The sequence below is a fragment of the Pelomonas lactea genome (genome assembly GCF_043555885.1).
GTDB lineage: Bacteria > Pseudomonadota > Gammaproteobacteria > Burkholderiales > Burkholderiaceae_C > Pelomonas > Pelomonas lactea.
In genome coordinates, this window is record NZ_JBIGHX010000002.1 from 868,830 (window position 1) to 890,562 (window position 21,733).

Here is a 21,733-nt window from a genome sequence, read left to right on the forward strand (position 1 = left end):
CGCGATGGAGGACCGCCGCCATGCGCTTTCGCAACCTGGGCAGCGGCAGCGGCGGCAACTCGACGCTGGTTGAGGCCAGCCAGGGCATCACGACCACCCGCGTCCTCGTCGACGCGGGCTTCAGTGAACGCGAGCTGACGCGCCGCCTGGCGCTGGCCGGCTGCACGGCTGCCGACATCGATGCCCTCTTCATCACGCACGAGCACGGCGACCACGTCGGCCGCTCGGTCGCGTTTGCGCGGCGTCACCGCATCCCGCTGATCACCAGCCGTGGCACCTGGCGCGCCATCGGCGACAGCGATTTCGATGCCAGCCTGCTGGTGCTGGCCCGCAGTGGCGACGCCATCGCGCTGGGCGACGTGGAACTGCGGCCGTTCGCGGTCCCGCACGATGCGCAGGAGCCCCTGCAACTGGTGCTGAGCGATGGGGCAGCCCGGCTGGGCATTGTCACGGACCTGGGCTGCACGCCCGCCGACGTCGTGCAGGCCCTGCGGGGCTGTCACGCCCTGCTGCTGGAGTGCAACCACGACGAAGCCATGCTGCGTGCCGGCCCCTATCCGCCGTCACTGCAACGGCGCATCCTCGGCACGCACGGCCACCTGTCCAACGACGCGGCAGCCGAACTGCTGGGTCGCTGCCTTCATGCAGGCCTGGGCGCCGTGCTGGCGGCCCACCTCAGCGAGAAGAACAACGCGCCGGCGCTCGCCCGCGCGGCGCTGGCCCGGGTGCTGGACTGCGCCGACGGCGATATCCGCGTGGCCGACCCGGCGCTGGGATTCGACTGGCTGGACGTCGGCTGAGCGCTGCAAACACGCAGCGCAAAGTTTTGTAATTCAAGCCCAGCCTAGCGCCATCCGGCCGAATCCAGCGCGCATCGCGGCCTGAAAACGAAAAAAGCCGCCGCTGCTTGCGCAGCGACGGCTCTTTCCGAGCGGACGAAGTGATTACTTCGAAGCGGCGGACGCGGCGGCGTCGGCAACAGCCGAAGCGCCAGCATCGACGGCGCTGGCGGCAGCCGAAGCGGCTTCCGAAGCGGCGGGAGCCGGAGCCACGACGGCCGGAGCGGCTTCAACCTTGGGTTCTTCCTTCTTGCTGCAAGCGGTCAGAGCAACAGCAGCCAGCAGGGAAGCCAACAGGATCGACTTATTCATTACTTGTCCTCAAACGTTTAAACGACGGTGCACACCATAATTTTGGGGTCGTGCGCCAGTGTTTGATCACCAACGGCCGACCCCACAGAACAAGACGCGGAAAACCTCGAGCGCTTCCCTCGCCTAGCCCGCGATTATAGGGGTTTGCCTGTCACAAACACTCATAGTCCCAAAGTTGTCGGCGCAAATGATTCGCTGGAGCGTTGCGCCAGGGCATCAAACCACTCCAGCCCGCGCAGCCGCTCGCCCGCATCGGGGCTGACTTCGCCGCGCCAGAGATGGCGGTCGAACAGCCGCAGGCTCAACGGGCCGTTAGCACCCACAGCCAGCAGCAGGCTCTCCGCCGCGCCTGCCAGCGGCAGATCGGGCTCGACGGCGCGCGCCGTCACGCAGTGTGCGAAGTCGCGGCGCCAACGCACGAAGCGGGGATGCCGGCGGGCGATGTCGTCGTACTGCAGCGCCAGCAGATGCAATTGGCGGCCCTGGCGCGCCCAGCGGGTCAGCGCGGACAGCAGGTTCGTGTCCGACAGCGGCCAGTCGGCAAAGCTGGCATCCCAGGCATGCAGTTCCCGGCAGCCGTTTGCGTCTGCCCACTGGAATGTCTCCACGAGCAGGCGCTGGAACTCGGCGCGGCCGCTGAAGTGCTGCGCGTTCACGCGATCAGCGGCTGCACCCAGCCGTCCTCGGTCCACTGGTCCAGCAGTTCGCGCGCCTCGGCAGACAGCCGGTCGACCTCTGCAGCCGTCAGCTCGCGGCGGTCCGCCAGCAGGCGCATCAGCGCGGCGTCACGTCCTCCGGCGCGAAAGCTCTCGCCATTCAGGAACACATGCGCCGCGTCGTAGAGCATGCGGCTGCGCCGGTCCAGGCGGGCCCCCTGCCCTGGCGACAGCACGTCGCCGGGCTCGAACCAGACGTTGGCCTTCAGCTCGGTCAGCGCCTCGCCCAGCGCGCACTCCAGCGCCCGCGGCCGCTGCACGGCCGCCTCGACGGCGCGGCGCGCGAAGTCCAGCAGCCCAGCCGGCACGCGGGCCGGCTCCGTCGTGGCCTCCTGGCGAGGGTCCGCGTACAGCTTTCCGGCCGACTCCACGTCATCCAGCAACCGTGGCAGCAGCTCGGCCGCCAGTCCCTCGGTCGTGGACGCACGAAAGCCCACCGACCCGGTGATGCAGCCGGGGCCGACGGCCACGCCGTCATGCGCCCAGCCCGGCGGCAGGTAGAGCATGTCGCCCGCCTCCAGCACGAACTCTTGCTCGGGCTTGAAGTTGGCGATGATCTTCAGCGGCACGTCGTCGCGCAGCACCGCGTCGCGCTGGGCACCGATGCGCCAGCGACGCCGGCCGGCGAGCTGGATCAGGAACACGTCGTAGGAATCGAAGTGCGGGCCGACGCCGCCGCCGTCACTGGCGACGGACAGCATCAGGTCGTCCAGCCGCGCGTCGGGCGCGAAGCGGAAGCAGTCCAGCAGCGCGCGGGCCGCGTCGAGGTGCTGATCTAGGCCTTGCACGAGCAGCGTCCAGCCGGGTTTGCTCATCGCCGGCAGGCGCGCGATGGGGCCGTGCCGGAGCTTCCAGTCGCCATCGAAGGCCGTGACGAGGCGGGACTCGACGTCATCACGCGCGGCCAGTGCGGCGAGCTCCTTCAGCGTGGCGGGCGGCGTGGCGCCCTCGAAGGCCTGGCGCACCAGCAGCGGCTTCTTCTGCCAGTGCTTGCGCATGAACTGCGCCGGGCTGAGGCCGGCGAGCATGGGGGTCGGGAGATCGATCTGCATGCAGGCATTGTGCCGAGGCGCTGTGGGAAAATTGATCCCATGCAAGTGACCCGCCCCTCAGTCGTCTCCCTGCGCTGGAGACTCGAAGATGCCCAAGGCCAGCTCATCGACGAGCTGACCGAACCGATGGAGTTCCTGGTGAGCGGCGACGACCTGTTCGCCAAGGTCGAGGATGCGTTGGAAGGCCAGGAGGCCGGCTTCGAGACGGCCCTCGCGCTGCAGCCCGAGGAAGCCTTCGGCGACTACGACTCGGGCCTGGTCTGCTTCGAAGCGCGCGGCCTGTTCCCCGAGGACGTGCAACCCGGCATGCAGTTCGAAGGCCTGCCCGAAGGCGCCGCGACCGAAGGCATGCCCGAGGAAGCCATCTACACGGTGACCGAGGTCTACCCCGAGCATGTGGTGCTGGACGGCAACCATCCTCTGGCCGGCATTGGCCTGCGCATGCACCTGACGCTGCTGGACGTGCGCGAGGCCACCGAGCAGGAAGTGCAGGCCGGCTCGATCGGCGAACCCCTCTTCATGGTGCAGACCGGCGCGCCGCCGGACGAGCCGCTCCACTGAACGAAAAAGGCGCCCGGGGCGCCTTTCTTCTTTATGCCTTGCCGGTGGAGCCGAAGCCGCCCGTGCCGCGGTCGGACGCATCGAAGCTGTCGACACGGCGGAACGTGGCCTGCACGACCGGCACGATGACCAGCTGCGCGATGCGCTCGAAGGGCTGGATGGTGAACTCGGCCTGGCCTCGGTTCCAGCAGCTGACCATCAGCTGGCCCTGGTAGTCGCTGTCGATCAGGCCCACGAGGTTGCCCAGCACGATGCCGTGCTTGTGGCCCAGGCCCGAACGCGGCAGGATGATGGCGGCAAGGCCCGGATCGGCGATGTGGATGGCCAGGCCCGTCGGGATCAGCGTCGTCTGGCCCGGGGCCAGCGTGATGGCGGCATCCAGGCAGGCGCGCAGGTCGAGGCCGGCGCTGCCGGGCGTGGCGTAGGCGGGGATTTGCTCGGCCATGCGGGCGTCGAGCACTTGCAGGTCAATCGCGTGCATCAAAGTCTCTTGGAAAGTTCGGCGATCAGCTCGCGCGCGAGGCTGAGCTTGTCGGCCCGACCTCCCGCTTCAGGCAGTTCACGCTGGCCCTGCTCGTCGATGAGCAGCAGCGCGTTGTCGTCGCGGCCGAAGGTGGCAGGGCCGAGGTTGGCGACGATGAGCGGGATGCCCTTGCGGCGGCGCTTGGACTCGGCATGCTCGGCCAGCTTCTCGCTCTCGGCGGCAAAGCCGACGCAGTAAGGCGGCTTGGGCAGCTCGGCGACCGCGGCCAGGATGTCCTGGTTCTCGGCCATTGCGATGGTGGGTGCCGTCGCGCCGCCCTCGGCCTTCTTCATCTTGTGCTCGTGCGTCTGCGCGGGCCGCCAGTCGGCCACCGCCGCACTGGCGATGAAGGCGTGCTGGTGCGCGGCCAGCGGCAGCACGGCGTCGAACATCTGCTGTGCGCTCTGCACGTTGATGCGCTGCACGCCGCGCGGCGTGGGCAGGTGCACCGGGCCACTCACCAGCGTGACGTCGGCACCGGCCTCGGCCGCCGCGCGGGCGATGGCAAAGCCCATCTTGCCGCTGCTGTGGTTGGTGATGCCGCGTACCGGGTCGATGGGCTCGAAGGTGGGGCCGGCGGTGATCAGCAGCTTCTTGCCGAGCAGGGACTTCGGCGCGAGGAAGGCCTCGACGTCGTCGAAGATCTCCTGCGCCTCCAGCATGCGGCCGTCACCGATCTCGCCGCAGGCCTGGTCGCCATTGGCAGGGCCGATGAGGGTGGCGCCATCGGCGGTGATCTGCGCGATGTTGCGCTGCGTGGCCGGGTGGGCCCACATCTCGCGGTTCATGCCCGGCACGACGAGCAGCGGGCACTCGTGGATGCGGCGGGCCAGCGCCGTCAGGCTGACGAGGTCGTCCGCCCTGCCCTGCGCCAGCGCGGCAATCGCATCGGCGCTGGCGGGCGCCACCAGCATCACGTCGGCCTCGCGGCTGAGCTTGATGTGGGCCATGTTGTTGTCGGGCCGTGTGTCCCACTGCGAGGTGTAGACCGGCCGACCCGACAGCGCCTGCATGGTCACGGCGGTGATGAAAGCTTCGGCACCCTCGGTCATCATGACCTGCACGGTGGCGCCGCCCTTCACGAACAGGCGCGTCAGCTCGGCGATCTTGTAGCCGGCGATGCCGCCGGTCATCGCGAGGAGGATGTGTTTGCCGTGCAGCGGACTCGTCATCACTTCTTCCTGAACACCAGATCCCAGACGCCGTGGCCCAGCTTGATGCCGCGGCTCTCGAACTTGGTCAGCGGGCGGTAGGCGGGCTTGTCGGCGTAGCCGGCCGCCGTGTTCTGAAGGGCCGGCTCGGCGGACAGCACGTCCAGAATCTGCTCGGCGTAGGGCTGCCAGTCGGTCGCGCAATGCAGGTAGCCACCGGGCTTGATGTGCTTCACCAGATTGGCCACGAACGGCGCCTGGATCAGGCGGCGCTTGTTGTGGCGCTTCTTGTGCCAGGGGTCGGGGAAGAAGATGTGCACGCCGTCCAGCGCGGCTTCGCCAATCATGTCGCGCAGCACCTCCACCGCGTCGTGCTGGACGATGCGGATGTTGCCGATGTCGCGCTCGCCGATCAGCTTCAGCAGCGCGCCGACGCCGGGTTCGTGGACCTCGCAGCCGATGAAGTCGTGGTCGGGCAGCGTCTGCGCGATGTCGGCCGTGGCGGCGCCCATGCCGAAGCCGATCTCCAGCACCAGCGGCGCGCTGCGGCCGAAGGTCGCAGCGGTGTCGAGCCGCTCGACCTTGTAGGGCAGCACGAACTTGGGGCCCAGTTCGGCCAGCGCCTTGATCTGGCCCGTGCCCATGCGGCCGGGCCGCGTGACGAAGCTCTTGATCGGGCGGTGCTGCGGATTCTGCGGTGGGTTGCTGTTCTGTTCGTCCATCAGCCGATTGTCGCCATGACCATGGGCGCGGCGGCAACATCGGCATCGCCCAGCCCGACGGCGGCCAGGTAGGACGCGATGGCGCGGTCGGCCGCGGCCTCGTCGGCGGCGTGGATCAGCGCCAGCGGCTCACCGGCGGCGACGCGCGTGCCGATGGGCCGCACGTCGGAGAAGCCGACGCGCATGTCGATGGCATCGCCGGCCTTGCGGCGGCCACCGCCCAGCTCGACGATGGCCACGCCCAGCTCGCGGGTCGCCATCGTCGTGATGACACCGGCGCGCGGCGCGGCCACGGGCTTCACGACGGGGGCGGCCGGCAGGTACGCGGACGGACGCTCCAGCAGGTCGGCCGGGCCACCCAGGGCCACGACCATCTGGGCGAACTTCTCGGCGGCGGCGCCGGAGTCCAGCGCCGCCTGCAACTTCACGCGGGCGGCGGCGGTGTCGGCGGCCAGGTTGCCCAGCACCAGCATCTCGGCGCACAGCGCCAGCGTCACCTCGTGCAGGCGCGGCTCGCGGTGCTTGCCGGTCAGGTAGTGGATGGTCTCGATGACTTCCAGCGAGTTGCCGACATCGGTGCCCAGGATCTGGTTCATGTCGGTGATCAGCGCGCGCGTCTTCAGGCCCGCGCCGCCGGCGACGGCGACGATGCTCTCGGCCAGTTCCTGCGCGAAGGCGGGCGTGGACGCGAACGCGCCGTTGCCGCACTTGATGTCCATGGCCAGGCCCTCGAGGCCGGCAGCGAGCTTCTTGGACAGGATGCTGGCGGTGATCAGCGGCACGCTCTCGACCGTGGCCGTCACGTCGCGCGTCGCGTAGAAGCGCTTGTCGGCGGGGGCCAGGTCGGCGGTCTGGCCGATGATGGCGCAGCCGAGGGAGCGGACGATCTGGTCGAACTTCGCCGGGTCCGGCGTCGTCGTGTAACCGGGAATGGCTTCGAGCTTGTCGACCGTGCCGCCGGTGTGGCCCAGGCCACGGCCGGCGATCATCGGCACGTAGCCGCCGCAGGCGGCCACCATGGGCGCCAGCATCAGGCTGACCTTGTCGCCCACGCCGCCGCTGCTGTGCTTGTCGAGCACGGGGCCGGGCATGTCGGGCCAGCGCATGACACGGCCGGAGTTCATCATCGCGCGCGTCAGCAGCACGGCTTCGTCGCGGCCCATGCCCTTGAGGAACACGGCCATGCCGAGCGCGGCGACCTGGCCTTCGCTCCACGTGTTGTGCGTCAGGCCGTCGACGAAGTTCTGGATCTGCGCTTCGTTGAGCGCGTGGCCGTCGCGCTTGGCGCGGATGATTTCTTGGGCAAGCATGGTTCAGTACGCCGCAGTGACGGCGGCAGATTCGGCGCCGGACAGGACGGCTTCAATGTCGGTGAGCAGACCGCTGGCGCCGAAGCGCAGGCGCTGCGGGTTCAGCGCGGCGGCGCCCAGCGCGGCCTCGGCCTGCGCGATGTAGCCCGCGGCATCCGCCACGGAGCGCACGCCGCCCGAGGCCTTGAAGCCGGCGGCGGACAGGCCGCTGGCCTTGATCTCCTTCAGCATCACGGCTGCAGCGGCCGGCGTGGCGCCGGTCTTGGTCTTGCCGGTGCTGGTCTTCACGAAGTCGGCGCCGGCCGCCAGCGCCAGCCGCGTGGCCTGGGCGATGCGCTCGGGCGTCGCCAGTTCGCCGGATTCGATGATGACCTTCAGCGTCAGCGGGCGCGACGCAAAGCGCACTTCGGACAGGAACTCGGCCACCTCGGTGGACTGGTCGGCCAGCAGCGCGCGGTAAGGCAGCACGACGTCGACCTCGTCGCCACCGGCCTGCGCAATGGCCTCGATGTCCGCCAGCGCGCGGGGCAGATCCAGCGCGCCGTCGGGGAAGTTGGCCACGGCGGCAACCTTGATGGCGGCCGGCAGCGCCGCACGCGCCTGGGCGACGAAGCGCGGCCACACGCAGACGGCGGCCACGGGGCCGTGCGCGGTCTGCGCACGCCTGCACAGCGCGTCGATGTCGGCGGCCGTGTCGGCGTCGTTGAGGCTGGTCAGGTCCAGGCAGGCCAGCGCCGTGCGGGCCGCTGCCTTCAGGTCGGCGGTCATAGCGCCACGTCCCGGAGGCTGGCCACCAGCGCGGCGAGGAAGGCGGATGCGCGCTCGCCGGAGGCCTGGGCCTGCTTCAGCGTCAGGTCGTGCGTCAGCGCCTCGGCGGACAGGCCGGCGGCCATGTTGGTCATCAGTGCGATGCCCATGACCTTCAGGCCGGCATGCCGCGCCAGGATGGTCTCGGGCACGGTGCTCATGCCGACGGCGTCGGCGCCCCAGGCGGCGAACATGCGGATCTCGGCCGGCGTCTCGAACTGCGGGCCCAGCGCCCAGCAGTAGGTGCCCTCGCCCAGCATCAGGTTTTCGCGCTTGGCCAGCGCCAGCGCATGCTTGCGCAGCTCGCCGTCGTAGGCGTTGACCATGTCGACGAAGCGGTGGCTGCCCTGCTCGCCGACGAGCGGGCTGCGCTGCGGCGCGTTGATGTGGTCGGCAATCAGCATCAGGCTGCCGGGCGGCATGTGGCCGCGCAACGAGCCGGAGGCGTTGGTCTGCACCAGCAGCTTCACGCCCCAGCGCTTCAACGTGCGCAACGCGCCGGCCATGCCGGTGCAGTCGCCGCTCTCGTAGGTGTGGGCGCGGCCGCGCAGGAAGATGACGCGCTGCTCGCCGATCTTGCCGACGACGATCTCGTTGACGTGGCCCTCGACCTTGGGCTGCGGGAAGGCGGGCAGTTCGGTGTACGGCAGGTTTTTCGCGTCCTGCACATGGCTGACGGCGCCGGCCCAGCCGGAGCCCAGCACGACGGCGACTTCAGGGGCGCTGCCGAACAGGGATTGCAGCTTGTCGACGCTCGCGGTGATGGCGACGTCGAGGGTCTTGTTGTCGATCATGGGAAACCTCAGAAGTTCAGATGACTGGGCCCGAAGCTGTGTGGCAGCAGTTCGGCCAGGGTCCAGCGTTGGCGGATGCCGCCAGGATCGCCGGCGATGATGACAAGCTCGTCGGGCTCGGAGAACTCCCGCAGCTTCTGCCGGCAGCCGCCGCACGGCGTGATGATGTCCGGGCCGGGGCCCGTGACCAGCGCCGCCACGGCGCGCTTGCCGCCCGCCATGATCATGGCCGTCAGCGCCGACGGTTCGGCGCACCAGCCCTGCGGGTAGGACGCGTTCTCCATGTTGGCGCCGACGTGGATGCGGCCCTGCTCGTCCAGGATGGCCACGCCGACGCGGTACTTGGAGTACGGCGCATGGGCGAGGGCGCGGGCACGCAGGGATTCGGCCAGCAGCCGGTCCAGCAGCGCTTGGGAGAGGTCCATCAGCGCTCCTTCACGTAAGGGCGACCGAGTGCTTTCGGCGCGATCGCGGAGCCGATGAAACCCGCCAGCAGCACCACCGTCAGGATGTAGGGCAGCGCCTGGATCAGCTGCACCGGCACCTCTCCGATGCCCGGCAACTGCACACCCTGCATGCGGATGGCCACCGCATCCAGGAAGCCGAACAGCAGGCAGGCGCCCATCGTCGGCAGCGGCTTCCATTTGCCGAAGATCATCGCGGCCAGCGCGATGAAGCCGCGGCCGGCCGTCATGTTGGGCGAGAAGGACGCGTTCTGCGCCAGCGTCAGGTAGGCGCCGGCCAGGCCGCACAGCACGCCATTCATCACCAAGGCCTGGTAGCGCAGGCCCTGCACGGACATGCCGGCAGCTTCCACCATCGCCGGGTTCTCGCCCACGGCGCGCAGGCGCAGGCCCGGGCGGGTGCGCTCCAGGAAGAACCACACGGCGGCCACCATCAGGAAGGCCACGTAGACCAGCACGTTGTGGCTCAACAGACCATGACCGAACACGGAGGCGAACCAGTTCCCCGGCTGCGGCTCGGCGAAGGCCGGCGCGACGGCCGTGAGGCGCACCTCGGGAGCGATGGGTGGCGTCTGCCCGCCCTGCTGAAACCAGGCGATGCCCAGCACGACGGTCAGGCCGGCGGCAATCATGTTCAGCGCAACGCCGGAGACGACCTGGTCGCCACGGTTGGTCACGCAGGCAAAGCCGTGCACCAGGGACGCGACGCTGGCAACCGCGATGGCCGCCAGCAGCCCGAAGGCCGCGGAATGCGTGACCGAGGCCGTCGCGGCAGCCGCAAAGGCCGCGAACAGCATCTTGCCTTCCAGGCCCAGGTCGACGACGCCGGCGCGCTCGGACAGCACGCCCGCCATCGCGCACAGCAGCAACGGTGCGCTGACGCGCAGCGTGGACGCCAGCACCGACGCGATCAGGACTTCATCCATCAGCGCCCTCCCTTCAGCTTGGCATAGGCGCGCGCGAACAGCGGCGCGCTGACGGTGGCCATCGCGCCGGAGAACAGCACGATGAGGCCCTGCGCCGTGACGACCATCTCGCGGCTGAAGCCCTGCAATTCAAAGCTCACCTCGACGCCGCCCTGGTAGAGCACGCCGAACAGCAGCGATGCCAGCACGATGCCGACGGGGTGGTTGCGGCCCATCAGCGACACGGCGATGCCGGTGAAGCCGGCGCCGGCGACGAAGTCCAGCGTCAGCTTGCCCTGCACGCCGGAGATCTCGTTGACGCCCACCATGCCGGCCAGCGCGCCGGAAATGGCCATGGCCAGCAGCACCTGCGCCCGCGGGCGGATGCCGGCGTAGTGCGCTGCCCGCGGCGCGCTGCCGACGGCACGCACGGCGTAACCGGCGGCACTCTTCCACAGGAACCAGCTGACGAAGACGCACGCCACCAGCGCGATGACGACGCTGAGGTTGAGCGGCGACGAGGGCAGCTCGTAGCCCAAGGCCGCGGCGATCTGGTGCAGGCCCGGCATGCGGGCGCTCTCGGCAAACTCGGCGGACTCCACCGCCATGCTGCCGGCCGGCCGCAGCCAGTTGACCAGCAGATAGCCGTTCAGGCCGGCGGCGAGGAAGTTGAACATGATCGTCGTGATGACGATGTGGCTGCCTCGCCAGGCCTGCAGATAGGCCGGCACGGCGGCCCACAGCATGCCGAACAGCGCGGCAGCAACCACCAGCAGCGGCAGCACGACGACGGCCGGCAGCTTGGCGCCCAGCCACAGCGCCAACAGCGCCACGCCGACGCCGCCCAGCGTCGCCTGGCCCTCGCCGCCGATGTTGAACAGGCCGGCGTGGATGGCCACCGCGACCGCGAGGCCGGTGAAGATGAAGGTCGTCGCGTAATACAGCGAATAGCCCAGGCCACGCGCGCTGCCCAGGGCGCCGTTCAGCAGCACGGTCAGTGCCTGCCACGGGCTGTGGCCGATGGCCATGACGACCAGGCCGGCGACGACCAGCGCGATGGCGAGGTTCCACAGCGGCAGCAGGCCGATGTCTATCCAGCGGGGAAGTTGCAAAGGCTGGCTCATGCAGCGACTCGTTCTTCTTGTGCGGCCATCAGCAGGCCCAGGCGACGCTCGTCGCAGTCTTCGATGGCCAGTTCACCGGTGATGCGCCCGGCATTCATGACGACGACGCGGTCGGCCAGCGCCAGGATCTCGTCCAGCTCGCTGCTGACCAGCAGCACCGCGCAGCCGGCGTCGCGCAGCGCGCGCAGCTGGTGGTGGATGAATTCGATGGCGCCGATGTCGACGCCGCGCGTGGGCTGGCCCACCAGCAGCACGGTGGGCTGCTCGCCGATCTCGCGGGCCAGGATGAGCTTCTGCTGGTTGCCGCCGGAGAACTTGGACGAGCCCAGGTTCTCGTCACGCGGGCGCACGTCGAAGCGCTCCTGCATCTGCTTCGTCGCCTCCCGCATCGCGGCATGGTTCATGGACACGCCGCGGCGGTATTTGGGCAGGCCCTGGTAGCCCAGCACGGCGGACTCCCAGGCCGGGAAGCTCATGACCAGGCCCACCGCGTGCCGGTCCTCCGGCACATGCGCCAGCCGCAGCGGACGGGCCTGGGCGGTGTCCAGCCAGGCGTCGGGCGAGAACGAGGCGCTGCCCAGTTGCAGACGGCCGCCCTCGGGTGCGCGCAGGCCGGACAACACCTCCAGCAGCTCGCTCTGGCCGTTGCCCGACACGCCGGCCACGCCGACGATCTCGCCGGCCCTCAGCGTCAGGCTGACGTCCTTCAGCGCCGGCACGCCGTTGGCGTGCTTCAGGCTCAGGCCGCTGGCCTGCAGCCGCACCTCGCCGGTCTTCGTCTGCAGCCCCTCGGGCCGGCCCAGCGTGACCTTGCGGCCAACCATGGACTCGGCCAGCGACGCCTCGCTCCAGTCGGCGATAGGCCGCGTCTCGACGACCTGGCCGGCGCGCATCACCGTGACGGCGCTGCACAGGCTCATGACCTCGCGCAGCTTGTGCGTGATGAGGATCAGCGTCGTGCCGCGCTCCTTGAGCTTGCGCAGCGTGACGAAGAGCTGGTCGGTCTCCTGCGGCGTCAGCACGGCGGTGGGCTCGTCCAGGATCAGGATCCTGGCGCCGCGGTACAGCGCCTTCAGGATCTCCAGCCGCTGCAGTTCGCCCACCGGCAGTTCGCTGACCAGCGCGTCCAGATGCACCTGCAGGCCGGTCTCGGCCATCAGCGCCTCCAGCCTGGCCTTGACCTTGGCCTTGGACGACGCCAGAAAGAAGCCGCCCTCGGCGCCCAGCATGATGTTCTCCAGGCAGGTCAGCGTGTCCACCAGCATGAAGTGCTGGTGGACCATGCCGATGCCCAGGCCAATCGCCTGCTGCGAATTCGAGATGTGGACCTGCTGGCCATCGATTTCGAGGGTTCCCGAATCGGCCTGGTAGTAGCCGTACAGGATGGCCATCAGCGTGCTCTTGCCGGCACCGTTCTCGCCGACAAGGCCGTGCACGCTGCCGGCCGCGACGTCGAAAGTGACCTCGCGGTTGGCCTGGACGGCGCCGAAGCGCTTGGAGATGCCTTGGAGGCGGACTGCGGGCGTCATGCCGCTCTGGCTCGCCTTAGAACTTGCAGGCGTTGTCGGCCATGTAGTCGGCCACCTTCACCTTGCCGGCGATGATGTCCGCCTTGACGGCGTCGACCTTGGCCTTGAGCGCCGGGGTCAGCAACTTGGCGTTGTGCTCGTCGGCGGCGTAGTCCACGCCACCTTCCTTCAGGCCCAGCACCTGCACGCCGGGCTTCCAGCCCTTCAGCACGTTGTAGACGGCCACGTCCACGCGCTTGACCATGGAGGTCAGCATGGTGCCGGGCTGCAGGTGGTTCTGGTTGCTGTCCACGCCGATGGCGAGCTTGCCGGCGTCCTTGGCGGCCTGGTAGACGCCCACGCCGGTCCCGCCGGCGGCGGCGAACACCACGTCGGAACCCTTGGCGAACTGCGCTTTGGCCAGCTCACCGCCGCGGGTGGGGTCGTTCCACGCGGTGGAGGTGGTGCCGGTCATGTTGGAGAAGACCTCGATCTTGGGATTGGTCTTCTTGGCGCCCTGCTCGTAGCCGCACTGGAACTTGCGGATCAGCGGGATGTCCATGCCGCCGACGAAGCCCACCTTGCCGGTCTTGCTGACCATCGCGGCCATCGCGCCGACGACGTAGCTGCCCTCGTGCTCCTTGAACAGCACGGACTGCACGTTGGGCAGGTTCACCTGCGCGTCGATGATGGCGAACTGGATCTTGGGGTAGTCCTTGGCGATCTGCTGCAGCGCAGACGCCTGGGCGAAACCGATGCTGATGACGGGGCTGGCGCCCTTCTCGGCCATGCGGCGGATGGCCTGCACGCGCTGGGTGTCGTTGCTGATCTCGAACTGGAGGTAGTCCTTGCCGGCCTCCTTCTTCCAGCGCTCGGCGCCTTCATAGCCGGCCTGGTTGAAGGATTTGTCGAACTTGCCGCCCATGTCGAAGATCACCGCGGGCTGCTGGGCCTGCGCCAGGGCCGACGTGGCCAGCAACGTCAGGGCGGCCAGGGTCCGTGCGTGGGGCAGATGTGAGGTCATGGGCTGAGCGTGGGCAAGGCGAAAAGCGCGCATTGTAGAAAACATCCCTCAATTTCTACGGACTAGAAAAATACGGATTACCCTGCCTTGGCCCGGCGCAGCTTTCGATGGGCGGCGCGGGCGTGGGGCAGCCAGCCCAGTGTCGCCCAACGGCGCCACATCAACAGGCCTCGTATCCACTCGTCAGCGGCATAAGCAATCCACACGCCAACCAGGCCCCAGCCCAGGTAGACGCCCAGGAACCAGCTGCCGCCGGCCAGCACCAGCGCCATGGACGCCGCGCCGGCGATGACGGGGTAGCGCGCATCGCCCGCCGCGCGCAGCGCGTTGATGACCACCATGTTGAACACGCGGCCCGGCTCCACCAGCACCGTCCACCACAGCAGCGTGCAGCCCAGCGCGATGATGTGACGGTCGGCCGTGAACTTGGCCAGCAGCCAGGGCCCGGCCAGCGCGAACGCGCCGGACACCACCAGCGCAACGACGACGCCCAGCCCCAGCGACTTGCGCACCAGCTTGTGCGCCGCATGCAGCTCGCCCGCCCCGATCATGTGCCCGACGAGGATCTCCACCGCGAAAGCGACGGCTAGGCCGAAGATCAGGATCACGTGCAGGAACTGCATCGTGTAGGCATGCGTGGCCAGCGCCAGCGCGCCCAGCTGGGCCACGGCGGCCAGGCTGGTCATGAACGCCAGCCGCCAGGAGATGTTCTCGGCCGCGCCGGGAATGCCGATGTGCAGCACCGTCGCCAGCGGCGCGCGCTCCCAGCGCCACCAGTCCGGCGCACGCAGCCGCAGGTTCAGCCGGCTGCGCCACAGCATGATGTGCAGTGCCAGGCCCGTGCCGCGGCCCAGCAGGCAGGCCAGCGCGTAGCCCGGCAGGCCCAGGTGCGGCATCGCCAGCAGCGCCACGGCGAGCGTGACGACCTGGATGACGATGACCACCGCCAGCGCCTCGCGGCTGCGCAGGTGGGCGCGCATGACGCTGGACATCGTCGCGTTCAGCGCGTCGATCAGCAGCGCCGGCGCCAGCGCCTGCAGCAGCACGCGCGCCAGCGGCGCGACCTCGGGCGGTGCGTTCACCAACTGCAGCAGCGGCCCGGCCGCCGCCAGCGCCATGACGGCCCCGCCCACGCCCAGCCACGTGCTGGCGCCGACGACGGCGCGGGCCACGGCATCCGCCTGGTCGCGCCGGCCGGCGCCCAGCGCCTGCGTGACGGCCACGCTGACGCCCGCACCGATGACGCGGAACAGCACGAAGATGGCCGCGAACACCTGGTTGGCCAGGCCGAAGGCCGCGCCGGCATCGTCCGACAGCCGCGCCGCCAGCGCGGTGCCGATGATGCCGATGCCGATGCCCAGCAGCAGCTCCAGCAGCAACGGCCAGGTCAGCGGGAATAGACGGGGGCGAGCGGACGGGGCAGTCACCGCTGCCTCCTAAGGCCAGGATTCACACAAGTCACGACAAGCTCGCCAGAATGGCCCGGCATCCTAAAGGAGTAACCGTGCCGAAACCCGCCCTCCACGCCTTTGCGAACACCCGCGCCAGCTTCTCGGCCGCCGCCGGCAAGCCGGGCCAGCTGTACTCGCTGCCCAAGCTGGCCGAGATCTTCCCGAACGTGGCGCGCATGCCCGTCTCGCTGCGCATCGTGCTGGAGAGCGTGCTGCGCAACTGCGACGGCAGGAAGGTGACGGCCGCCCACGTGGAGCAGCTGGCCAACTGGCGCCCCAACGCGGCGCGCGTGGACGAGATCCCGTTCGTCGTCGCCCGCGTCGTGCTGCAGGACTTCACCGGCGTGCCGCTGCTGGCCGACCTGGCCGCGATGCGCAACGTGGCGGCCCGGCTGGGCAAGAACCCCAAGACCATCGAGCCGCTGGTGCCGGTAGATCTGGTGGTGGACCACTCCGTCATGATCGACCACTACGGCACGAAGAAGGCGCTGGACCTCAACATGAAGCTGGAATTCGAGCGCAACCGCGAGCGCTACGAGTTCATGAAGTGGGGCATGCAGGCCTTCGACACCTTCGGCGTCGTGCCGCCGGGCTTCGGCATCGTGCACCAGGTGAACCTGGAGTACCTGGCGCGCGGCGTGCACAAGGGACGGGACAAGGTCTACTACCCCGACAGCCTGGTGGGCACCGACAGCCACACGACGATGATCAACGGCGTCGGCGTCGTCGGCTGGGGCGTGGGCGGCATCGAGGCCGAGGCCGGCATGCTAGGCCAGCCGGTGTACTTCCTGACGCCCGACGTCGTCGGCTTCGAGTTCACCGGCAAGCTCCGCGAGGGCGTGACGGCCACCGACCTGGTGCTGACGGTCACCGAGATGCTGCGCAAGCACAAGGTCGTCGGCAAGTTCGTCGAGTTCTTCGGCGAGGGCACCGAGAGCCTGTCGGTGCCCGACCGCGCCACCATCGCCAACATGGCGCCCGAGTACGGCGCGACGATGGGCTTCTTCCCGGTCGACGCCAAGACGGTGGACTACTTCCGCGGCACCGGCCGCAGCAAGGCCGAGATCGAGGCCTTCGAGGCCTACTGGCGGGCGCAGGGGCTGTTCGGCGTGCCGCGCGCCGGCGACATCGACTTCACGTCCGTCGTCACGCTGGACCTCGGCACGGTCGCGCCCAGCCTGGCGGGCCCCAAGCGGCCGCAGGACCGCATCGAGATCACGCACCTGTCGCGGCAGTTCGGCGAGCTGTTCAGCAAGCCGGTGGCCGAGAACGGCTTCAACCAGCCCGCCGAGAAGCTGGACCAGCCCTTCGTCACCGACTCGGGCATCCCGGTGAGGAACGGCGACGTGCTGATCGCTGCGATCACGTCCTGCACCAACACCAGCAACCCCGGCGTGCTGCTGGCCGCGGGCCTGCTGGCAAAGAAGGCGGTGGAGGCCGGGCTCAAGGTGGCGCCGCACATCAAGACCTCGCTGGCCCCCGGCTCGCGCATCGTCACCGAGTACCTGCAGAAGGCCGGCCTGCTGCCCTACCTGGAGAAGCTGGGCTTCACGGTGGCGGCCTACGGCTGCACCACCTGCATCGGCAATGCGGGCGACCTGACGCCGGAGCTGAACCGCGTCATCCAGGACAACGACCTGGTGTGCGCGGCCGTGCTGTCGGGCAACCGCAACTTCGAGGCGCGCATCCACCCCAACCTGAAGGCCAACTTCCTCGCCAGCCCGCCGCTGGTGGTGGCGTACGCGATCGCCGGCAACGTCCGGCAGGATCTGATGACGCAGCCGGTGGGCCACGGCAAGAAGGGGCAGCCGGTGTTCCTGGGCGACATCTGGCCCAGCAGCGACGAGGTCTACGCACTGATGAAGCACGCAATGGACCCCAAGGCCTTCAAGGCCAACTACGAGCAGGTCGCGAAGAAGCCCGGCAAGCTGTGGGACGCGATCAAGGGCGTGAAGGGCCAGGTCTACGACTGGCCCAAGAGCACCTACATCGCGCAGCCGCCGTTCTTCGCCGATTTCACGATGACGCCGCCGCCGCTGGTGGCGGGCGTCCAGGGTGCCCGCATCATGGCGCTGTTCGGCGACTCCATCACCACCGACCACATCAGCCCCGCCGGCTCGTTCAAGGAGACCACGCCGGCCGGCGAATTCCTGCTCGCCCACGGCGTGCAGAAGGCCGACTTCAACTCCTACGGCGCGCGCCGCGGCAACCACGACGTGATGATGCGCGGCACCTTCGCCAACGTGCGCATCAAGAACCTGATGCTGCCGGCCGGCGCGGACGGCTCACGCGAGGAAGGCGGCTACACGCTGAAGAACGGCGTGAAGACCACGATCTATGACGCCGCGATGGCCTACATCGCCGAGGGCACGCCCACCGTCATCTTTGCCGGCGAGGAGTACGGCACAGGCTCCAGCCGTGACTGGGCGGCCAAGGGCACGCAGCTGCTGGGCATCAAGGCGGTCGTGGCCAAGAGCTTCGAGCGCATCCACCGCAGCAACCTGATCGGCATGGGCGTGCTGCCGCTGCAGTTCAAGGCCGGCACGAGCTGGGAGTCACTCGGGCTGACCGGCGCCGAGACCGTCGACATCCGGCTGGCCGACGAGATCAAGCCTCAGGGTGACGGGCAGATGACCCTCACGCGGCCCGACGGCTCGACGCAGGTCGTGCCGCTGACGCTTCGCATCGACACGGCCATCGAGGTGGACTACTACTTCCACGGCGGCATCTTGCCGTTCGTGCTGCGCCAATTGTTGGCCTCGTGAGTTTGCGGGCCGAGCGCCGGGCCGCTCCCAAGCCGGCCCGCCTGGGGCGATGTGCGTGCGGCTCGACGCCGCACGCATCGCCGTCCCCGCGGGGGACCGACCAGGCCTGCTCGCGCTCAGCGGGAGCAAGCCTGGGCGAGGGGCACCATTTCGCGGGCCTCGACCTGCTGCGCAGCATCGCCATCGTCTGGGTGATGCTGTTCCATTCCTTCCTCGTCGGCGGCCTGGGGCCGGACTTTGCGTGGCTGTCGCGCTTCGGCTGGATGGGCGTGGACATCTTCTTCGTGCTCAGCGGCTTCCTGATCGGCTCGCAGCTGCTGCGCTCGCTGCAGCGCGGCGAGAGGTTGTCGCTGCGCGACTTCTACTGGCGCCGCGCCTGGCGCATCCTGCCGGCCTTCGCCGTCGTGCTGGCCGTCTACGTGGCCTTCCCCGTGCTGCGCGAGGCGCCGGGGCTGGCGCCGTGGTGGCAGTTCGCCACGTTCACGCTGAACCTGCTCATCGACTACTCGCGCCACCAGGCCTTCTCGCATGCCTGGTCGCTGTGCGTGGAGGAGCACTTCTACCTGCTGTTCCCTGCCGTCGCATGGGCGATGACGCTCCGACCGTCCGCCCCGCGCTTCGCCGCACTGTGCGTGGCACTCGTGGCGCTGGGCATCGCGCTGCGCACCGGCGTCTGGCTGCACGACGACGCGCTGCAGCCGCCGCGCAACTGGTTCATCGAGGACATCTACTACCCGACCTGGATGCGGCTGGACGGCCTGCTGATGGGCGTCGTGCTGGCCACGCTGTGCGTCTACCGGCCCGCGCTGTGGGCGCGGCTGCAGGCGCGCTCCACGGCGCTGCTGCTGGCCGGCCTGTCCGCCGCGGGCGGCGCGATGTGGCTGTTCACGGACCGCACCGGGCTGCTGGCCAACGCCATCGGCTGGCCGCTGCTGTCGCTGGGCTTCGGGCTGCTGGTGCTGTCGGCGACGGCGCCGCGCGGCGGGCTGGGGCGCTGGGCGGTGCCGGGCGCCGGCTGGCTGGCGGCCACGTCATACAGCCTCTACCTGAGTCACAAGCTGGTGATGCATGCGGTGCACCAGTGGCTGGCCCCGGCGCTGGCGTTGCAGGGGCTGACGCTGTTCGCTGCGCATGCGGTGGCCATCCTCGCCGGCGGGGCGGTGCTGCACTACGCCGTGGAGCGCCCGGGGCTGCGGCTGCGCGACCTGGCTTCGCCCGCTGTCAGCCCGCGCCTGCAGCGTCGACGGGCGCCCGGCTGACAGACGACCGGCGCCCGGGCAACTACCGTCTTTGCATTCCCGCTGAAGGTAGTTGCGATGACCTGGAACGAATTTCTGCGCCGCGCCGCGACGGCGCTGCCCGACGTGGACTGGACCGACGTGCTGCCGGCCGTGCTGGCCGGCATCGTCACCGTGCTCGTCATCAAGGCCGGCCTCAAGCTGGCCATCCAGCGGCTGCGGGTACTGTCGCAGCGCACCCGCACGACGGTGGACGACGGCCTGGTGCGCGTGCTGGAGCGCACCAGCACCGCGCTGATCTGCGCCGTGGGCCTGCTGGTGGGCCTGGGCCTGCTGCCGCTGGATGACCGCTGGCACGGCCGCGTCTCGCAACTGTGGTTCGCCGTCGTGGCGCTGCAGCTGGGGCTGTGGGGCCAGCAGGCCATCACGCTGGGTCTGCAGGCGCAGCAGCAGCGCAACGGCCAGGGCAGCGGCGCGCTGTCGGCATCGGCCACGCTGCTGAGCTGGGGGCTGCGCGGCGCGCTGTGGGTGATCGTCGTGCTGGCCGTGCTGTCCAACCTGGGCGTCAACATCACGGCCTTCGTCGCCAGCCTGGGCATCGGTGGCATCGCGCTGGCGCTGGCGGTGCAGAACATCCTGGGTGACCTGTTCGCGTCGCTGGCCATCGCGGTGGACAAGCCTTTCGAGGTGGGCGACTCCATCACGGTCGGTGACGTGACGGGTACGGTGGAGCGCGTGGGCCTGAAGACGACGCGCATCCGCGCGCTGGGCGGCGAGCAGATCGTCATGTCCAACGCCGAGCTGCTCAAGCGCACGGTGGCCAACTTCAAGCGCCTGCAGACGCGCCGCGTGCTGCTGAGCTTCGGCATCACGACAGACGCCAGCGCCGACGAGGTCGCGGCCATCCCGCCGCTGATCAAGGAACTCGTCGCCGCCGACCCGATGCTGGAGCTGGCACGTGCGCACTTCAAGGGCTTTGGCGACAACGCGCTGAACTTCGAGGTGGTCTACCGCGTGAAGGACCCCAGCTACGACGTCTACATGGACCACCAGCAGGCGCTCAACCTGGCCCTGATGCGCGCGCTGCAGCAGCGTGGCATCCGCATCGCGTTCCAGACGCAGACGGTCAACCTCGTCGGCGCGCCGTTGCAGCAGGTGGCTGGCGCGCCACCCGCCGCCGCACCGGCCCGGGCGCAGCCAACGCCCGGCCAGCGCCCTCTTCCCGCGGCGAGTTGACCATGCCGCACGGCGGCGCTGCCGACCTGCTGACAGCCGCCGCGGCGGCGCTGGTGTTGATCGCCATCGCCGGCGCGCTGTACACGCACCGCTTCGGACTGTCGCACCTGCTGGTGTTCCTCATCGTCGGCATGCTGGCCGGCGTGGACGGGCCGCTGGGCCTGCCGTTCGACAACCATGCCGCCGCGGTGCACGTGGGCAATCTCGCGCTGGCGCTGATCCTGTTCGACGGCGGCCTGCGCACCCGCTGGGGCCAGGTGCGCGACGGCATGCTGCCGGCCAGCCTGCTGGCCACGGTGGGCATCGCCGCGACGGCTGGCGGCGTCGCGGTCATCGCGAAGCTGGTGCTGGACGTGCCGTGGGCGCAGGGCCTGCTGCTGGGCGCGGCCGTATCGTCGACGGACGCGTCCGCCGTGTTCGCGCAGTTCAGCGCCAGCAGGCTGAAACTGGACGAGCGACTGGCCGCCACCATCGAGGTGGAATCGGCCATCAACGACCCCATGGCCATGGTGCTGACCGTGGGCCTCATCGCGTGGATGGGCTCGCCCGACGCGTCAGGCGTCGAGGTGCTGGCGCCGCTGCTGGCGCAGCAGCTGGGCCTGGGGATGGCGCTGGGACTGGCCGGTGGCGGGCTGTTCGCGTGGTGGCTGTGCCGCCTGCCCATCACCGACGACCACGACGGCCTGGCCGCGCTGTTGATGGCCGCGCTCGGGCTGCTGCTGTTCGCCGTCACCAACCGCTTCGGTGGCTCGGGCTTCCTGGCGGTCTACCTGGCCGGGTTGCTGGTGCGGCATCGCTGCGAGCGGGTCGCGCTGCTGAGCCTGCCAGGCCTGAACGGCTACACCTGGATGGCGCAGGCCGCGCTGTTCCTGCTGCTGGGCCTGCTGGTGACGCCGCACGAGGTGTGGCGGCTGGCCGCGCCGGGGCTGCTGATCGCCGCGGGGTTGATGCTGCTGGCGCGGCCGGCGGCCGTTGTGCTGTGCCTGGCGCCGCTGCGGTTCGGCTGGCGCTCGCAGTGTTTTGTCGCCTGGTCGGGGCTGCGCGGCGGCGTGCCCATCGTGCTGGCCGCCTACCCCGTGCTGGCCGGCGTGCCGGGCGCGTGGCGGCTGTTCGACGTGGCTTTCCTGGTGGTGCTGCTGTCGCTGCTGATCCAGGGGCCCACGCTGGCGCCGCTGGCGCGGGCGTTGGGCCTCGACCGCCCAACTCGCTAGGGAGGGTCTTATAGGGTCGC

General features: G+C 69.7%; 21 protein-coding genes. 6 read left to right on the forward strand and 15 right to left on the reverse strand.

From position 1 onward, the window contains the following. Positions 1–20: 20 nt before the first annotated feature. Positions 21–800: an MBL fold metallo-hydrolase gene (locus ACG04Q_RS08190; RefSeq protein WP_394510396.1), complete on the forward strand. Its 780-nt coding sequence runs from the start codon at positions 21–23 to the stop codon at positions 798–800. A gap of 144 nt (positions 801–944) precedes the next feature. On the opposite strand, the gene ACG04Q_RS08195 is transcribed toward ACG04Q_RS08190, so the two are convergent. The 3 genes from ACG04Q_RS08195 to ACG04Q_RS08205 form a co-directional block, all read right to left on the reverse strand. Continuing rightward, the gene (locus ACG04Q_RS08195) at positions 945–1,151 is read right to left on the reverse strand and encodes a hypothetical protein (protein ID WP_394510397.1); all 207 of its coding nucleotides are present in this window, start codon (positions 1,149–1,151) and stop codon (positions 945–947) included. Between the two features lie 161 nt (positions 1,152–1,312). After that, on the reverse strand, positions 1,313–1,807 hold the full coding sequence (locus tag ACG04Q_RS08200; protein ID WP_394510398.1) for a hypothetical protein: 495 nt from the start codon (positions 1,805–1,807) through the stop codon (positions 1,313–1,315). Next, positions 1,804–2,919, reverse strand: a complete 1,116-nt coding sequence (locus ACG04Q_RS08205; protein WP_394510399.1) for a JmjC domain-containing protein — start codon at positions 2,917–2,919, stop codon at positions 1,804–1,806. The genes ACG04Q_RS08200 and ACG04Q_RS08205 overlap by 4 nt, the downstream gene beginning before the upstream one ends. A gap of 39 nt (positions 2,920–2,958) precedes the next feature. Here ACG04Q_RS08205 and ACG04Q_RS08210 point away from each other — a divergent pair, with 39 nt between their 5' ends. After that, entirely contained in the window at positions 2,959–3,480 is a 522-nt protein-coding gene (locus ACG04Q_RS08210) for an FKBP-type peptidyl-prolyl cis-trans isomerase (RefSeq protein ID WP_394510400.1), read from the forward strand. 31 nt (positions 3,481–3,511) lie between these two features. Here ACG04Q_RS08210 and dut read toward each other — a convergent pair whose 3' ends face one another. The 12 genes from dut to ACG04Q_RS08270 form a co-directional block, all read right to left on the reverse strand. After that, positions 3,512–3,961: a dUTP diphosphatase gene (dut, locus tag ACG04Q_RS08215; protein ID WP_394510401.1), complete on the reverse strand. Its 450-nt coding sequence runs from the start codon at positions 3,959–3,961 to the stop codon at positions 3,512–3,514. Continuing rightward, positions 3,961–5,175, reverse strand: a complete 1,215-nt coding sequence (gene coaBC / locus ACG04Q_RS08220) for a bifunctional phosphopantothenoylcysteine decarboxylase/phosphopantothenate--cysteine ligase CoaBC (protein ID WP_394510402.1) — start codon at positions 5,173–5,175, stop codon at positions 3,961–3,963. Before coaBC ends, dut begins: the two co-directional genes overlap by 1 nt. Next, on the reverse strand, positions 5,175–5,876 hold the full coding sequence (gene trmB / locus ACG04Q_RS08225) for a tRNA (guanosine(46)-N7)-methyltransferase TrmB (RefSeq protein WP_394510403.1): 702 nt from the start codon (positions 5,874–5,876) through the stop codon (positions 5,175–5,177). Before trmB ends, coaBC begins: the two co-directional genes overlap by 1 nt. After that, positions 5,876–7,186 (reverse strand): thymidine phosphorylase, encoded by a 1,311-nt coding sequence (gene deoA / locus ACG04Q_RS08230; RefSeq protein WP_394510404.1) that lies wholly within the window; start codon positions 7,184–7,186, stop codon positions 5,876–5,878. Before deoA ends, trmB begins: the two co-directional genes overlap by 1 nt. A gap of 3 nt (positions 7,187–7,189) precedes the next feature. Beyond that, positions 7,190–7,954 (reverse strand): deoxyribose-phosphate aldolase, encoded by a 765-nt coding sequence (gene deoC / locus ACG04Q_RS08235; RefSeq protein WP_394510405.1) that lies wholly within the window; start codon positions 7,952–7,954, stop codon positions 7,190–7,192. Continuing rightward, positions 7,951–8,787, reverse strand: coding sequence for a purine-nucleoside phosphorylase (locus ACG04Q_RS08240; RefSeq protein ID WP_394510406.1), 837 nt, complete (start codon positions 8,785–8,787; stop codon positions 7,951–7,953). Before ACG04Q_RS08240 ends, deoC begins: the two co-directional genes overlap by 4 nt. An 8-nt stretch (positions 8,788–8,795) precedes the next feature. Beyond that, on the reverse strand, positions 8,796–9,212 hold the full coding sequence (gene cdd, locus ACG04Q_RS08245) for a cytidine deaminase (RefSeq protein WP_394510407.1): 417 nt from the start codon (positions 9,210–9,212) through the stop codon (positions 8,796–8,798). Continuing rightward, positions 9,212–10,177 (reverse strand): ABC transporter permease, encoded by a 966-nt coding sequence (locus ACG04Q_RS08250; RefSeq protein WP_394510408.1) that lies wholly within the window; start codon positions 10,175–10,177, stop codon positions 9,212–9,214. Before ACG04Q_RS08250 ends, cdd begins: the two co-directional genes overlap by 1 nt. Then, a complete protein-coding gene (locus ACG04Q_RS08255; protein WP_394510409.1) occupies positions 10,177–11,280 on the reverse strand; it encodes an ABC transporter permease in 1,104 nt (367 codons plus the stop codon). The genes ACG04Q_RS08250 and ACG04Q_RS08255 overlap by 1 nt, the downstream gene beginning before the upstream one ends. Then, a complete protein-coding gene (locus tag ACG04Q_RS08260; protein ID WP_394510410.1) occupies positions 11,277–12,809 on the reverse strand; it encodes an ABC transporter ATP-binding protein in 1,533 nt (510 codons plus the stop codon). Before ACG04Q_RS08260 ends, ACG04Q_RS08255 begins: the two co-directional genes overlap by 4 nt. Before the next feature lie 16 nt (positions 12,810–12,825). Beyond that, positions 12,826–13,812 carry a BMP family lipoprotein gene (locus ACG04Q_RS08265; RefSeq protein WP_394510411.1) on the reverse strand — a complete coding sequence of 329 codons (987 nt, stop codon included), beginning with the start codon at positions 13,810–13,812 and terminating at the stop codon, positions 12,826–12,828. 77 nt (positions 13,813–13,889) lie between these two features. Next, the gene (locus ACG04Q_RS08270) at positions 13,890–15,239 is read right to left on the reverse strand and encodes an MATE family efflux transporter (RefSeq protein ID WP_394510412.1); all 1,350 of its coding nucleotides are present in this window, start codon (positions 15,237–15,239) and stop codon (positions 13,890–13,892) included. Positions 15,240–15,316: 77 nt separating this feature from the next. Here ACG04Q_RS08270 and acnA point away from each other — a divergent pair, with 77 nt between their 5' ends. From acnA to ACG04Q_RS08290, 4 genes are read left to right on the forward strand one after another with little or no spacing between them, the layout of a single operon-like run. After that, entirely contained in the window at positions 15,317–18,028 is a 2,712-nt protein-coding gene (gene acnA / locus ACG04Q_RS08275) for an aconitate hydratase AcnA (protein WP_394510413.1), read from the forward strand. Then, positions 18,025–19,287, forward strand: coding sequence for an acyltransferase family protein (locus ACG04Q_RS08280; protein WP_394510414.1), 1,263 nt, complete (start codon positions 18,025–18,027; stop codon positions 19,285–19,287). Before acnA ends, ACG04Q_RS08280 begins: the two co-directional genes overlap by 4 nt. A 57-nt stretch (positions 19,288–19,344) precedes the next feature. Then, on the forward strand, positions 19,345–20,502 hold the full coding sequence (locus ACG04Q_RS08285) for a mechanosensitive ion channel family protein (protein ID WP_394510415.1): 1,158 nt from the start codon (positions 19,345–19,347) through the stop codon (positions 20,500–20,502). Positions 20,503–20,504: 2 nt separating this feature from the next. Then, on the forward strand, positions 20,505–21,713 hold the full coding sequence (locus tag ACG04Q_RS08290) for a potassium/proton antiporter (protein WP_394510416.1): 1,209 nt from the start codon (positions 20,505–20,507) through the stop codon (positions 21,711–21,713). The last annotated feature ends 20 nt before the right edge of the window (positions 21,714–21,733 follow it).